At 71.6% G+C, this 14,196-nt stretch carries 11 protein-coding genes; 4 read left to right on the top strand and 7 right to left on the bottom strand.

Features of this window, described 5'->3' with window-relative positions:
- From BF93_RS19860 to BF93_RS15240, 4 genes are all read left to right on the top strand, one after another.
- The coding region (locus BF93_RS19860) for a DNA polymerase III subunit gamma/tau domain-containing protein (protein ID WP_462934461.1) at positions 1-1,816 on the top strand (1,816 nt) is incomplete at its 5' end.
- Positions 1,817-1,863: 47 nt separating this feature from the next.
- Positions 1,864-2,358 carry a hypothetical protein gene (locus tag BF93_RS15250; RefSeq protein WP_232226459.1) on the top strand — a complete coding sequence of 165 codons (495 nt, stop codon included), beginning with the start codon at positions 1,864-1,866 and terminating at the stop codon, positions 2,356-2,358.
- 141 nt (positions 2,359-2,499) lie between these two features.
- Positions 2,500-3,585: a thioredoxin-disulfide reductase gene (gene trxB, locus BF93_RS15245; protein ID WP_051487043.1), complete on the top strand. Its 1,086-nt coding sequence runs from the start codon at positions 2,500-2,502 to the stop codon at positions 3,583-3,585.
- 181 nt (positions 3,586-3,766) lie between these two features.
- A complete protein-coding gene (locus tag BF93_RS15240) occupies positions 3,767-4,252 on the top strand; it encodes a hypothetical protein (RefSeq protein WP_038373794.1) in 486 nt (161 codons plus the stop codon).
- 3,551 nt (positions 4,253-7,803) lie between these two features.
- On the opposite strand, the gene BF93_RS15235 is transcribed toward BF93_RS15240, so the two are convergent.
- The 7 genes from BF93_RS15235 to rnpA form a co-directional block, all read right to left on the bottom strand.
- Positions 7,804-9,927: a ParB/RepB/Spo0J family partition protein gene (locus tag BF93_RS15235; RefSeq protein WP_038373792.1), complete on the bottom strand. Its 2,124-nt coding sequence runs from the start codon at positions 9,925-9,927 to the stop codon at positions 7,804-7,806.
- A gap of 64 nt (positions 9,928-9,991) precedes the next feature.
- Positions 9,992-10,855 (bottom strand): ParA family protein, encoded by an 864-nt coding sequence (locus BF93_RS15230; RefSeq protein ID WP_232226458.1) that lies wholly within the window; start codon positions 10,853-10,855, stop codon positions 9,992-9,994.
- A gap of 52 nt (positions 10,856-10,907) precedes the next feature.
- Complete coding sequence (gene rsmG / locus BF93_RS15225; RefSeq protein ID WP_038373791.1) at positions 10,908-11,576, bottom strand: 16S rRNA (guanine(527)-N(7))-methyltransferase RsmG; 669 nt, start codon at positions 11,574-11,576, stop codon at positions 10,908-10,910.
- Between the two features lie 17 nt (positions 11,577-11,593).
- Positions 11,594-12,238: a Jag family protein gene (locus tag BF93_RS15220; RefSeq protein ID WP_038373790.1), complete on the bottom strand. Its 645-nt coding sequence runs from the start codon at positions 12,236-12,238 to the stop codon at positions 11,594-11,596.
- Between the two features lie 83 nt (positions 12,239-12,321).
- Positions 12,322-13,428 carry a membrane protein insertase YidC gene (gene yidC, locus BF93_RS15215; RefSeq protein ID WP_038373789.1) on the bottom strand — a complete coding sequence of 369 codons (1,107 nt, stop codon included), beginning with the start codon at positions 13,426-13,428 and terminating at the stop codon, positions 12,322-12,324.
- A 103-nt stretch (positions 13,429-13,531) separates the two neighbouring features.
- Positions 13,532-13,819 carry a membrane protein insertion efficiency factor YidD gene (gene yidD / locus BF93_RS15210; RefSeq protein WP_051487041.1) on the bottom strand — a complete coding sequence of 96 codons (288 nt, stop codon included), beginning with the start codon at positions 13,817-13,819 and terminating at the stop codon, positions 13,532-13,534.
- A complete protein-coding gene (gene rnpA, locus BF93_RS15205; protein ID WP_038373788.1) occupies positions 13,816-14,196 on the bottom strand; it encodes a ribonuclease P protein component in 381 nt (126 codons plus the stop codon). Before rnpA ends, yidD begins: the two co-directional genes overlap by 4 nt.

Here is a 14,196-nt window from a genome sequence, read left to right as displayed (position 1 = left end):
GGCCGTCGCCGCCGGTCCCACGGCGGCCTCGGCCGCGCCGGAGCCGGCCCCGCCCCTGCCCGCCCCGGCCGTGAGCCCCGGTGCCGGGTCCCCGGACGCCTCGGCATCGGCCCCGAGCCCCACCGGGGCAGAGCAGTCCGCCGTGCCGGCGGGCGACGCCCCCCAGAACGGCCCCGCCCAGAGCGGCCCCACCCAGGGTGATCCCTCCCAGGGTGATCCCTCCCAGGGGGACGCCTCCCCGGGTGATGCCTCCGCAGCTGAGCCCTCCCGGGACGACGCCGGCGCCGCGGCTCCGGTCGATCGCGCCCGCACCTCCGAGGAGGCGCAGACCCTGATCCGCGACCTCCACCTGGACGAGCCCCGTCGCGGTGCGGCCTTCCCGGGCCATCTCGAGGTGGCCGCAGCCCCCGGGGCCGCCGCCCCGGCCGGTTCCTCCGTACCCAGCGAGTCCTCCGCTCCCGCCGGACCCTCCGCGGAGGACGGGTCCGCCGCTCCCGTGCAGGCCGCGCCGGAGCCTCCCGCCGCCTACGCCTACGGCGCCCCCGCGGAGACCGGCCATGCCACGACCGACCCGGCCCAGACCGACCCGGCCCGGACCGACCAGGCCGAGACTGCGCCCGCCGGCCCTCAGGGTGCGCCGGCCGGGGCCGACGGCGAGGACTCCGCCGCCGATGCCGCAGGCTCCGAGCGCTCGGAGGCGCCGACCGCCGCGCTGGCCCCGACGGCCGCGATGAGCCCCGTCCCCGCATCGGCTCCCACTCCTGCGCCGGCTCCCGCTCCGACGCCGGCACCCGGCCCGGTCCCGCCGGCGGCATCCCCCTCGGGCCCGGCCCCGGCATCGACTCCCGCTGCGGCCGATGCCGGACAGCGCACGGCGCCGATGGCCCCGGTGGCCGGCGCCGCGGTCCCGGCGGCCCACGCCGCCCAGGACGCGCTGAGCACCCCGCCGGAGGCCCCGCGCCCGGACGATGCGGAGCCGTCGACCGATCAGGTCCCGCAGCCGCCCACGGGTCCGATCGTGGTGCGCGGCCGCGACACCTCCCTCGCGGAGGAGCCCACCGAGATCCGACCCGCCTCCGGTCCGGGGTCGCTGCTGCGGGACGTCGTCGGCGTCGCGATGGATCGCGACGAGGCCGTGACCTATGCGCAGACCCCGGTGCCGCGCGACCAGCGCTCCCGCACCGCCCAGTGGGTCCTGGTTCTCGCCGTGCTCGGCGTGATCGTCGCCCTCGTCTTCGCGGTCACCTCCATCACCTCGACGCTGCGCGGGGACACCAACCCCGTCGGCGAGGCGACCACCTCCGCCGCCGCCGAGGAGACATCGGCCCCGGCCGAGGAGACCGCGGAGCCGGAGACGACGCCCGAGGCGCTCCCGGTGGTCTCCCTCGCATCGGCCGAGCTGTTCGCGCGCGGCACGGACCGCGAGCCGGACCATCTGGATCGCCAGGACCGCCTCACCGACGGCGATCCCTCCTCGGCCTGGTCCTCGCAGATCTACCGCAGCGCGCAGTACGGCAACCTCAAGGAGGGCCTGGGCGTCCGGCTGTCCTTCGATCAGCCCGGCACCCTGAACTCCGTCGTCGTCACCACCGCGGAGAACAGCGGCGGCGTCCTCGAGCTGCGCGCGGACCCGGGCAACGGGGAGCTCGGCGAGGTCCTCGCCACCGGCGAGTTCGCCGGCGACGGGGAGGTCACCCTGACTCCGCAGGAACCGCTCTCCGAGGCGTCCTCCGTGGTGCTGTGGATCCCCGAGCTCCCCGGCGACTCGGGCGGGGACGGCTTCCGGGCGCGCATCGCCGAGGTGCGCGTCCAGTGATGCGAGCGCGGCCCGATCGCGCCCGCCGTCGGCCCCTGCCGACGGTGATGGGTCTTCCCATCCCGCTGATCGTGGTCGCGCTGGTGATCTCCTCGAGCATCGGCCTCATGCTGTCCAAGGCCCTCGAGGTGTCGACCACGGGATCGAGCACGATCAGCGGGACCTCGATGGACTCCCCGGGGGCGCCCGGGAAGAATGCGGCGGGTCTGCCCGTTATATCCGAGAGCACCCTGGGCCTCGAGGTGCAGCGGGTGCTCGATTCGGGCACGGTGCTGCGCGCGCCGGCCAGCTTCGACGTGAACCGCTGCTTCGAGCAACAGGGCATCACCGAGACGCTGCTGACGATGGAGGAGGTCGCATGGGGACCGGAGGGCACACGCGCCTGGCTGATCATCCACGGCCCGGTGGACCGCAACACGCTCAACTCCAACGGCGGCGTCGTCAATGCGACCGTGGTGCTGCCCTCCTGCGGCATCGCGACCGAGGAGGGTCCCGACAGCTCCCTGCTGTGGTCCGGATCCGCCATGATCGGCGCCGTCTGACTCTCCGCATCCTGCCCGACCGCTGACCTCCGCCCCACCGTCCCGACCCGTTCCCCGTCGCGCGCCCGCCCGACATCCTCGCCGTCACCCGGATCCGAGGCCTCGCCTCCTCCGCCGCAGAATCTTCAGGAAGGACCTCCCATGACCCAGCCGATCCAGGCTCTCAACATCCTCGGCGCCCCCTCTCTCGCGCCCCAGACCGCCTCCGCGCCCGCGGCCGAGGACGACGGCACCGTCCGCGAGGTCATCATCGTCGGCTCCGGCCCGGCCGGGTACACCGCCGCGATCTACGCCGCGCGCGCCGAGATGCAGCCGCTCGTCATCGCCGGGCAGCTCGATGCCGGCGGGGCGCTCATGACCACCACGGACGTGGAGAACTTCCCCGGCTTCGCCGACGGCATCCAGGGCCCCGAGCTGATGGCCACCATGCAGGAGCAGGCCGAGCGCTTCGGTGCCGAGATCCTCCTCGAGGACGCCGTGTCCGTCGAGCTGGAGGGGCCGGTCAAGACGGTCACCCTCGAGGACGGCACCGTGCACCGCGCCAAGGCGCTGATCATCGCGACCGGCTCCGCCTACCGCCGCCTCGACATCGACGGCGAGGCCCGCCTCTCGGGCAAGGGCGTCAGCTGGTGCGCGACCTGCGACGGCTTCTTCTTCAAGGACAAGGAGATCGTCGTGGTCGGCGGCGGCGACAGCGCGGTCGAGGAGGCCACGTTCCTCACCCGCTTCGGCACCCAGGTCACCCTGGTGCACCGCCGCGACGAGCTGCGCGCCTCGAAGATCATGGCGCGTCGCGCGGAGTCCGACCCGAAGCTGCGCTTCGCCTGGAACTCCGAGGTGGCCAGCATCAACGGGGAGGAGCAGGTCGAGTCGGTGACGCTCCGCGACACCGTCACCGGCGAGGAGCGGACCCTCCCGACCTCTGCCGTGTTCGAGGCGATCGGCCACGTGCCGCGCTCGGACCTGTTCCGCGGCAAGCTCGCGCTGGACGACCAGGGCTACATCCTCGTCGAGGGCCGGACCACCCGCACCAGCGTGGAGGGCGTCTTCGCGGCCGGCGACGTCGTCGACCACACCTACCGCCAGGCGATCACGGCCGCCGGCTCCGGCTGCCAGGCGGCGCTGGATGCCGAGCGGTGGCTCTCGGACACGGCGGCTCTCGCCGTCGACGACGCCGATCTGCAGCCGGTCCCCGTGACCGCCCAGGCCGGTGGCTCCTCCCTCTGATCCGGTACGCAGGGCCCCGGAGACGCGCGACGCCTCCGGGGCCCTCCGCGTGCCCCGGGATGCCTCCTCTGGCGCCCGTCCGTCGCGGGATCACGGCGCGGACGGAGCGGCGCTTCCCCGCGCGGTCGTCGTCCTCGTCACCGCGGCGTGGTCCGCTCCCAGCCGCCCCGCTCCGACGGTGATGCGGGAGCTGGATCGGCGGCTGCGCCGCGAAGGGGCCGATGTGCTGAGCCTGCGCCTGGACGATCCGAGCGACGAGGAGCTCGACGCCTGGGACATCGACGCCCTCCCGACGTGGATCCGTTTCGAGCCGGTCGTGGACGAGGGCGACCTGGAGGACGGGTCCGTCCCGGCCGATGCCGATGCAGCGGAGGAGGACGGCACCGGCGCCGCGCCCCGCGCCGTGCTGGGGGCGGTGGCGGCGGTTCGGCTCGTTCCCGCAGCCGCCGACGTCCCCGTCGCGCCTCCGGCCGAAGCACCGGCCGCACGGACGGCCGCGCAGACGGCCGCCTCAGGGGATCGCGAGCTCCGCCTCCAGGAACAGTCCGCGGGAGGGGACGAGCTCTACCGGGCGGGCGACGCCGTGCTGCGCCGTTTCCGCGAGGTGCGCCGCCTGCGGGGAGCGGCACCCAAGCACGAGGTCGCGGGCACTCTGTACGACCAGTAGACCCGCCCCGCCCCGTTCGCCCTGTTCCGCCCGCCCCGGCCGCCCCGGCACGAGCCCTCCCAGGCCCAGCAGCGCGAGGGCGAGGTCCTCCGTCCATCATCGTCGATGGGCGGACTTGTCCCCACTGTCAATCTGGCTCGGTCTGCACAGAGGTGGGCCGGTCAGAGCACTGTTCCCCAGCTGTCCCCACAGTTGTCCACACCAACACGCGGGGCAGTCCCCAGGGTTATCCACAGCGACATGTGGAGAGTGAGGATAGACGTGACAGCCTTCGCATACCCCTCTTCGGCGCGCTGACCTGCACGAATGCTGGGACCGATGCGCCGATGTCGAGAACGCCCGATTCGCCCGGACTCCTGCTCACAGGTGCTCTGTGGATATCGTGTCCGCGTCGCAACCTGGATTTCCACATCGTTGCGCACACTGTGAATACCGACGCTGTCCACGGGGAACAGGGGCACCCGCTCCATACACATCCCCGACGCTGATGCAGCCGCGCCGCCCGCCTGCCGGATCCGCTGATGCGATGCAGCCGCCTCCGAGCGTCGAGGTCGGCTGCACGCGGGAGCACGACATGCTTTCAACGGTCGCTGGCGCGTGGAGGTTTCACGGGGAACATCGGGCGCGGGAGCACAGCGGCTCGCATCATGCCTGCCCAGTGCCGCGTGCTGGAGCGCCGCAGCACCGCAGTCCGAGGCGCGCCGGCCCGACGCTCCCTCCAGGATGGTTGGTTCGCTCCGATGCGACATGCCTGGTTTCGCGTGAAACGGGGTAGCGCCTGTTTCGCGTGAAACCAGGAGAGGGGTGCCTGCAGCAGGACATCCAGTTACCGGCGAGTAATTTGAGCCCGGGCGTGCGCGGCTGGGCTGCGGCGGGCCGGAGGGAAGCGGACTCGCGCCGTCGCAGCGAGCTACTCTCCGTGCTGCGGCCGGGATCGCGGGAGAACTTCTCGATTCTTCGGCAGGCAGGTTCCCGGGCGTCACCAGAGCGCGTACAAGGATCTGTCGGCCGGCACGAGTCGGCGGGGCGTTTCGCGTGAAACATCGGTCGGCGCAGGAGTGGGTCGAGGAAGGATTGTCACCTCTCTCGCGCCAACGTCGCCAAGCCGCACCCCTCTCCTATGAGGGCCGGCAAGGCTCCTCTCGAAGCCGTTCTCGCTGGCGCCAGCGCACCCTGTGACACTAGCACCGCTCTGCCGCGATGAGAACCCCCAGGTCATAGGCTTGTCGCTGCCGTGGCCGTGCGCTTTCCTGAGCTTCTCGCCGGAGGCGAGGAGGGCTGGACCAATGAACGCCCCCGGCCGTCGACACGGGACAGAGCAGCTCGCCACGAGACGCGCCACGCGCCGCCGTACTGTGTTTCACGGGAAACCACACCGCAGGCAGCACCGAAGCAGTGCGGGCTGCACCGGCTGCCCACGAAGCGCGAGGCCCACAATCCTGAGTCGCCCCACGACACACAACCTTGGACGTTCCACGTGAAACTGCTTTGGGCACACGGTGCACCCCCTCTCCGGTCCACGGCTCCTGGGTCACCGTTTCACGTGCAACGCGCGTTCTCGAGTTCGAAGCGACCGGCGGTGACCGTTTCCAACGAACACGGGAGCCGGGGCGTCCAAGCGCCCCATCCGCACAAGACGTGGCTTTCGCCGGGACCAGCACGGGAGTACAGCACAGGCTCGGCCGCAGTACGGGTGCATCATCCGGGTCCTGCGCCATCCGTCCCGTGCGCGTGCCGCACTGCTTGGAGAGTCCGGATTTCACGTGAAACGGTCCGCGCCGACACACGGCCACAACTAGTAGAGGCCAAGCCGAGAGGAGTCCACACGAGCGCCGCGCAGCATTGCGTTGCGCGCAGAGCGGTTGTGTGTTGTGCAAGTTCCACGTGAAACACGCCGACGTAGCACCTGCACCCTGCAGCTGCGGAGCCCTCGGTATGCACGACGATCCTTGGGAGAGTCTCCTCCCTCGCGACGCGCCAATCACGCCAGACGTCGGACCGGCTACCCGGCGGAACTAGGCGCGGGGAGCACAGAGGCAAAAGGCGCCGAACGCGCGGCGAGAGGTCGCGTGCGGAGCAGTCCACGAACTGTCCCGCGTTTCACGTGCAACGCATGGGTGCACGACCACGCGCCACGCTGCAGAATCCGCATCTCTCGGCACTATGCAGCGGAGTGTCGCCCGTCTGGCGCAAGCTCTCGTCATGCACCATCTGCACTGCTCCCTCCACTGACCGAGCGGTTCCACGTGAAACGGCGCAGTCGGAACGCCCGAACGGAGCTCACGTCCAGCAGCTTCCTTCTGATGATGCATGGATCAAGCCCAGTAGGGGCGGACATCAGCTCCGTCCTCGGCCGACAAGATCCACGGCGCACGGCCCTACGTTTCACGGGAAACCTCCCAGTTCGGGCAGCTGAAGCAGCCCACCCATGAGCGACCGTTCTCGCGACAGCGCAACGTCCTGTCAACGGGGGCGAGTACGCGACAGCCGTCAGCGCCTCAGGAAGGCCACCACCGACCGATTAACCAGCGCAGCTCAAAGCGAGAGCCCGAGAACCTCGTGCATCCACGGCACGTCAGCCCCCACCGGACCAGCCGTACCTGGGCCGTTTCCCGTGAAACGGCGTGCCACTAGCGCTCCAACCTGCCCGCTTCCCTCACTGCGCGTGAGCTCAGCGAGCCACAGAGCCCCACCCCAGATGGTCCCGGTACGTCGGCCCCGACGGGGGCAGCGGACAAACGCAGGGGCAGCACGCTGAGCGGGACGAGCACTGCGTAGGGGCGGACGGTGCTGGTCAGCTCCCCAGGGGAGGCCCCGTAGCAGAGCTGCACCAGGGAGGACTGGGCTGCCGGATGGCGCCAGGGTGAACAATCCACAGAGTAATCACCAGTGTGGACAACGTCGGCACGCGCGCCCCCGGGCGGCCCCCACAGGAAACGCGTCCGTCTGTCCACAACCAGAGAAACCCGGGGAGCCCATCGGGTGTGGTCCGGCGCCGCGGCGCCGGCGCCCGCCCAAGCGCTCCGTCCCCGGCGTAGGGATAGCTGCACCATGGGTGCGAATGATCCGCTGCGGCGGCCACCGCAGCCCAAAACAATGACGTTGCTAACACACCCGCGACTCTGCCCTCCCTAGCGTTCCTCGCTGTCCTCCCTGGTGGTCCTTCGGGTGAACGCACACGCGTCGGCCTCTCGTCGGCCCGCCGGAATGCTCACCCCGCGAGGGCCAGACCTGGATCGCTGGGGGAGGCGACCGTGCGAACCCGCCCTACCCGAAAGCGCGCCCAAGGCGACAGTGCGCTTGAGCCCGCATGGACAAGGGCAGCACCACCGCCTCCGAGCGAGGCCGCTGCGCGCACCTCAGAAGGGCTCTGGACGGCCCTGCGCGGCCCGCTGGGAACCGGACCCGGCCCCGGGGAGCCCCCGACGAGCAGAGAGCCTCGAGCGCGCGCCAGGGCTCGCGGAGCCGGCGAGGGGCGCCTGCGTCGAGGAACGAGAACGCCCCTCCCCTCGATGACGAGGAGAGGGGCGCTGCCGAGGTGTCGTGACGAGTCAGTCGTCCGTTCCGGTGTGCTCTTCGGCGTCCTGCTCGATGCCGAGCCGCTCGACGAGGCGCTCGAGGTCGTCGAGATTCGTGAACTCGAGGGTGATGCGGCCCTTGCGCTTGCCGACATCGATGCGCACCGGGGCCTCGAGCTGGTTCGAGAGCCGGCTGGTGATGTCGACGACCCGGGGGTTGTAGGTGGTCCGACGGGTGGGGGCGGAACGGGTCCCCGGCTCCGCGCCGCGGGCGACGAGACGCTCGACGGCGCGCACGGACAGCCCTTCGGCGACGATGCGGCCGGCGAGCTCCTCCATCAGTCGCGGGTCCTCCAGCGTCAGGAGCGCCCTCGCGTGGCCGGCGCTCAGCGCGCCGCTGGCCAGGCGCCTCTGCACGAGGGCCGGCAGGCGCATCAGGCGCAGCGTGTTGGAGATCTGCGGACGCGAGCGACCGATCCGGGACGACAGCTCGTCCTGGGTGCAGCCGAAGTCCTCGAGCAGCTGCTGGTAGGCGGCTGCCTCCTCGAGGGGGTTGAGCTGCGTGCGGTGCAGGTTCTCCAGCAGTGCGTCGCGCAGGAGATCGTCGTCGCTGGTCTCGCGGATGATCGCGGGGATGGACGTGAGGCCGGCGCGCTGGGCGGCCCGCCAACGACGCTCGCCCATGACGAGCTCGAAGGACTCGCCGTCCTCGGTGACGGGGATCCCGCGGACCACGACCGGCTGCAGGACGCCGACCTCGCGCAGGGAGAACGCGAGCTCGTCGAGCGCATCGTCATCGAACATGGTGCGCGGGTTGCGCGGGTTCTCCCGGATCTCGTGGATGGGGATCTCGGCGAACTCGGCACCGGGAACCTTCACGAGCCCCTCGGACAGGCCGGCGTGGCCCGGCGCCGAGGAGGCGTCCTGCGCGTCCGAGGAGGAGGGCTCCGCAGCGGCGGACGATGCATCTGCCGACGCCTTCTCGTCCGCCGTCTCCTCGCGGGATGTCTCTTCGCTGGTCGTCTGCTCGCCCGAAGGATCCCCCTCGGCCGCGTCAGAGTCTGCGGAGTCCTCGGCAGAGGCTGCGCCGTCATCAGCTGCGTCTGCGGAGTCATCGGCAGAAGCTGCGGTGTCCTCGGTCGCGGGCTCGGCAACCGGGCGCGCCGGGACCAGCTCGACCTTCTCCACGTCCACGATCGGGCTGTCCTCCACCCGGTCCTCCGCAGCGGCCTCCTCCGCCCCGCGGCTGTCCGCAGGGGTGGTGGCAGCGGTCGAGGGCTCGACACGGGGCTCGGCCGCGGGCGCCGTCGAGGCAGCCTCGGCGACCCGGACGTCGCGGGCGACGGCCGCCGTCGCGCCGCCGGCGTTCTCGACGGCCTCGTCGGACACCGCAGGGCTCGATGCGGCGATCTTCGCGGAAGTCTTCTTCGCGGCGGTGGAGCGGCCGGAGGTGCCGGCGGACTTCGCCGCGGTCCCGGCCGCGCTCTTGGACCTGGTCGACGACGTCGACCCGGCCGACGCCTTCGCGCCCGTCGACGCCTTCGCGCCCGAGGGCGAGGTCGCGTCTGAGGACGACGTCGCGCCCTCGGACGCCTTGGTGCCCGTCGACGACTTCGCGCCCGCAGACTTCGATCCCGTCGACTTCGTCCCCGTCGACTTCGCGCCGCTCGTCTTCGTGGTCGAGGAAGACGCCGCCGAGGCCGGTGCCTTCTTCGTCCCGGCGGACTTCGCTCCGGAGGATCGGCCGGATCGGGCGGCCGTGGTGCCGGCGCCCTTCTCGGGGGCGGCCTCGGCAGAGCTCGCGGCACCGTTCTCTGCCGCGTCGGCGGAGTCCTCCTCGGCGGAGCGACGACGGGAGGTGCCGCGGGCGGCGGAGCGGCGCTCGGCGGCGGCGCGGGCCATCGCACCCGCCAGGTCGGGGCCGCCGGGGCGACGGCGTGACCGGGACTCCCCGGACTCGGGGAGCGGATCCCCGGAGAAGAACATGTCCACCGGGCGAGGGCCGGTGGCGGCGGACTCGGCCGCCTCCGCGGCCTCCGGCTCGGCGGGACGGCGGGTGCGCAGCTCCGGATCCTGGTCCGATGCCCGCGGGGCGCTCACGCCCGCCCCCGGGATCAGCGCGCCCAGTCCGCGCCCCAGACCTCGTCTCTGCGTCATGCTCTTCCTTCGTCCGTGATGATTCGTGTGCCCGCCGTCCCGGCGCATCGATGCGCCGCGAGAGTCACGGGGCGGGCCTCGTGGTCAGCTCCTTCGCCGCGGCCCGATACGCCAGCGCACCCGTGCTGTGGGGATCGTACGACACGACCGTCTGCCCGTAGCTGGGCGCCTCGGAGATCCTCACCGAGCGCGGGATCGTGGTCTCGAGGGTCTGATCGGGGAAGTGGTCGCGCACGTCCTGGGCGACCTGCGCCGCAAGGCGGGTGCGGGCGTCGTACATCGTCAGCAGGATCGAGGAGACCACCAGGGAGGGGTTCAGGTGCTGGCGCAACAGGTCGATGTTGCGCAGCAGCATCGACAGCCCCTCCAGCGCGTAGTACTCCGCCTGGATCGGGATCAGCACCTCCTGCGCCGCGACCAGGGCGTTCACGGTCAGCAGCCCGAGGGACGGCGGGCAGTCCACGAGGATGAAGTCCAGCCGGGGCCGGCCCGACTCCTCGCGCGCGGCCTGGTACTCCTGCAGCGCGTTGCGCAGGCGGTTCTCCCGGGCCACCATCGAGACCAGCTCGATCTCGGCACCCGAGAGCTCGATCGTGGCCGGCGCGCACTGCAGGGTCTCGAAATCCGGCACGTCCTGCACGATCTCGGCCATCGGCATCGAATCCACGAGCACGTCGTACATGCTCGCGACCTCGCTGTGGTGCTCGATGCTGAGCGCGGTCGAGGCGTTGCCCTGCGGGTCGGCATCGACCACGAGGACGTTCAGACCGCCCAGCGCCAGCGCCGCGGCCAGGTTCACGGTCGTGGACGTCTTGCCCACCCCGCCCTTCTGGTTGGCGATGGTGATGATGCGGGTCCGCTCCGGGGATTGGAACACAAGTCCCTCCAGCTCCTGACGACGGGCATGGTCCCGTGTCAGCTGCCGCATGAGGGGCGTGTCCTCCAGGGGATCCCCTCCGCCGGAGGAACGGTCGCGGGCTTCAGCCACGGGCATCTCCCTTCCTCGAACCAGCGGCACGGCGCTGCACCCTGACCACTGTAGTGGGAACCTCCACCTCGGACCCCCCATGGATCTCGACGCGGGGGTCGACGCCGCCCAGCCGGCGCAGGGTCTTGGTCGCCGCGTCGATCTCCTCCGCCGCGGAGGAGCCCTTCATGACGGCCAGCTCGCCGCCCTCGGCGACCAGCGGCAGGGTCCACTTGGCGAGCTTGTCCAGGGCGGCGACGGCGCGGGCCGTGACCACGTCGAAGGTGCGCCGGCCGTGGAGATCCTCGGCGCGGGCCCGGAGCACCTCCATGCCCAGACCCAGCTCCGCCTCCACCTCCTCCAGCCAGGTGGCGCGTCGCTGCATCGTCTCGATGAGCGTGACCTGCAGGTCGGGCCGGGCGATCGCGACGACCACCCCGGGCAGCCCTGCCCCGGAGCCGACGTCCGCGAGGGTCCGGGCATCGGGCCCGATCGCCTCGACGAGCAGCGCGCAGTTCAGCACGTGCCGCTCCCAGAGCCGGTCCACCTCGCGCGGGCCGATGAGTCCGCGCTCGGGCCCCGCCACGGCGAGCATGCCGGTGTAGCGCTCGGCCAGCGGGAGACGCTCGCCGAACAGGCGCTCGGCGAGGGGTCGCAGGGAATCGGGAAGCTGCGCGGACATCGGTGGGGTGCTCGCGATCAGGAGGGGTAGATGACGACGTGGCGGCCCTTGCCGTCGCCCTCGGACTCCGAGCGCAGGCCCTCGCGCTTGACGACGTCATGGACGACCTTGCGCTCGAAGGGGTTCATCGGCCGCAGCGGGACGGACTCCCCGCTCTCGGCGACCTTCGCGATCGCGCCGGCCGCGAGCTCCTCGAGGCTGGTGCGGTGCTCGGCGCGGAAGCCGCCGATGTCCAGCATGAGGCGCGAGCGCTCCCCGGTCCGGGTCTGCACGGCCAGCCGCGCGAGCTCCTGCAGGGCGTCCATCAGCTCGCCGGAGGGCTTGTTGAGCCGGGACAGCTGGTCGGATCCGCGGATCTCGACCGAGGCACGGTCGCCGTCCACGTCGATGTCGATGTCGCCGTCCATGTCGGCGATGTCCAGCAGCTCCTCGAGGTAGTCGGCGGCGATGTCGCCCTCCTCCTCGAGGCGCTTCAGGCGCTCCTCGGCGGTCTCCGCCGGGCGCGCCTCCTCCTCGTCGGCCTCGGGATCTGCGGCCGATGCGACTGCGGCCTCGGCCGCCGGCTCCTCGGCGGCGGACGGGGAGGCGGCATCGGCCGCGGCCGGCTCGGGGGCGTCGGGGGTCTCGCCGTCCGTCACGGAGGGCGCGGTGATGTCGTTCATGGGAGGTCCTCCAAGGGAGTGCTCGGGACGAGGTAACGGGGACGACCGGGCCCCGGGGCGTCGATGCCCCGGGGCGGGGAGCTTCAGCTGCGGCGCTTCTTCTTGCGCTTGTCCACGGCGGAGGACCCGCCGGAGAGGAAGTCGGAGTCGCTGTCCTTCTGGGACTCCTGCGCCTTGATGCGGCGCTCCTCGGCGGCGCGGGCACGGGCCTCGCGCGCCTGGGCGAGCTTCTCCTCATCGGACAGCTTCTTGCCGCCGGCGCGCTTCTTGCCGGAGGGCTGGACGCGGATGGGCGCCTCCTCCTCGGGCTCGGCGACGACGGGCTTCTTGGGCTTGAAGTCCAGCGGCTCGAGGCCCTTGCGCGCGCGCTTGGCGTTGATGCGCTCATGGCGGGCGGTCTCCGCGGCGGAGCCCGGCGTCGGGGTCGAGCGGATGACGATCCACTGCTGCACGAGGGTCCACACGCTGGTGGTGAACCAGTACATGAGCACACCGATCGGCATGCCCGGTCCCGTGATCACGTAGATGAACGGGAGCATGTACATCATCATCTTCTGCGTGCTCGCCATCGGCCCCTCGAGGGCCGCCGGCGGCATGTTGCGCATCGTCAGCTCCTTCTGGGTGATGAAGGTGACGAAGGACATCAGGGCGATGATGACCCCGGCGACGATCTTGGCGGAGATGTCCCCGGCCAGGAAGCTGTGGGAGATGGTCGTGGTGCCGATGAGGATCGCGTCGTGCGCGCTGTCGGCGAGATCGGCGGAGAGCGGGCCGAACGCCACGTTCTGCTCGGCCGCCTCGGGCAGCTTGTAGAACAGCACCCGGAACAGGGCGAAGAAGATCGGCATCTGCAGCAGGATCGGCAGGCAGGACGAGAGCGGGCTGGCCCCGGCCTCCTTGTAGATGGCCATGGTCTCCTCGGCCATCTTCTGCCGGGACTCCTGGTCCGTCTTGCCCTTGTACTTCTTCTGCACGGCCTGCAGCTGCGGGGAGACGGTCTGCATGGCCCGCGAGGAGCGGATCTGCTTGACGAACAGCGGGATGATGAGCGTGCGGACGACGGCCGTCAGGCCCACGATGGACAGCAGCCAGGTCCATCCCGAGTGGGGATCCATGAAGAGCGAGAGCAGGTCATGGAAGCGCACCATGATCCATGCGACGGCCCACTCGATGGGGTACAGAATGTTCATCGGCCTGATCTTCCTGCTGTCGGTACGCGCATGACGTCCATGCGATGTGACAGCTGCGGGTCGGAGTCTTGGTCAAGGGTAGGGCCTGGGGCCTGTGCGGCCGTCATCGGCGTGGATTCCTCCACATGCCGGGAGCGGGCACCGGATCGGTGCCGCCTCGGCTGATCGGGTTGCAGCGCACGATCCGGGCGGTGGCCAGCAGGGTCCCCTTCACCGCGCCGTGCACGTGCAGCGCGTCCACGGCGTACTGCGAGCACACCGGGTAGTACCGGCAGGCCGGCGGCGTGTACGGCGAGATCCCCACCTGGTAGGCGCGGATCGGCAGGAGCAGCAGCCGGCGCGGGGCCCGCAGGATCCAGGAGAGCGGGCCCGGGCGGGCGGCGGCGGTCACCGCGCGGCTCCTGCGGAGCGCCCGGCCCGTCGCCGGGCCTTGTCGAGCGCGGAGTCCAGGGCGCCGGCGACCTGGTCCTCGAGCTCGGCGAAGGCGAGGCCGTCGATGCCGGGCAGCGCCCGGATCACGACGTCGGTCCCGGGCGGCAGGCGGTCCATGCGGGCGCGGAAGATCTCGCGCAGCCGCCGGGCCGTCCGGTTGCGCACCACGGCGTTGCCGACCTTCTTGGACACGACGAATCCCACGCGGGGCTCCGGCCCCCTCTGCGGGAGGAGGGCCAGATGCACCACCACGTGGGATCGTGCGCTGCGGCTTCCCTGTCGGGAGACCGCGCGGAAGTCGTCGCCGGTGCGAAGCCGGTGCCGCGCCCAGGACAT

The sequence above is a fragment of the Brachybacterium phenoliresistens genome (assembly GCF_000576425.1).
Taxonomy (GTDB): Bacteria; Actinomycetota; Actinomycetes; order Actinomycetales; family Dermabacteraceae; genus Brachybacterium; species Brachybacterium phenoliresistens.
The sequence above is the reverse complement of the archived record's forward strand: the minus strand, read 5'-3'. Positions and strand labels throughout refer to the sequence as shown.

Bases quoted from the DNA above. Each gene is read 5' to 3' on its own strand.
- BF93_RS15230 (WP_232226458.1), bottom strand. From the start codon at position 10,855: ATGCGGCAGCTGACACGGGACCATGCCCGTCGTCAGGAGCTGGAGGGA.
- BF93_RS15250 (WP_232226459.1), top strand. From the start codon at position 1,864: ATGGGTCTTCCCATCCCGCTGATCGTGGTCGCGCTGGTGATCTCCTCG.
- trxB (WP_051487043.1), top strand. From the start codon at position 2,500: ATGACCCAGCCGATCCAGGCTCTCAACATCCTCGGCGCCCCCTCTCTC.
- rnpA (WP_038373788.1), bottom strand. From the start codon at position 14,196: ATGTCCTGGGCGCGGCACCGGCTTCGCACCGGCGACGACTTCCGCGCG.
- BF93_RS15240 (WP_038373794.1), top strand. From the start codon at position 3,767: ATGCGGGAGCTGGATCGGCGGCTGCGCCGCGAAGGGGCCGATGTGCTG.
- BF93_RS15235 (WP_038373792.1), bottom strand. From the start codon at position 9,927: ATGACGCAGAGACGAGGTCTGGGGCGCGGACTGGGCGCGCTGATCCCG.
- rsmG (WP_038373791.1), bottom strand. From the start codon at position 11,576: ATGTCCGCGCAGCTTCCCGATTCCCTGCGACCCCTCGCCGAGCGCCTG.
- BF93_RS15220 (WP_038373790.1), bottom strand. From the start codon at position 12,238: ATGAACGACATCACCGCGCCCTCCGTGACGGACGGCGAGACCCCCGAC.
- yidC (WP_038373789.1), bottom strand. From the start codon at position 13,428: ATGAACATTCTGTACCCCATCGAGTGGGCCGTCGCATGGATCATGGTG.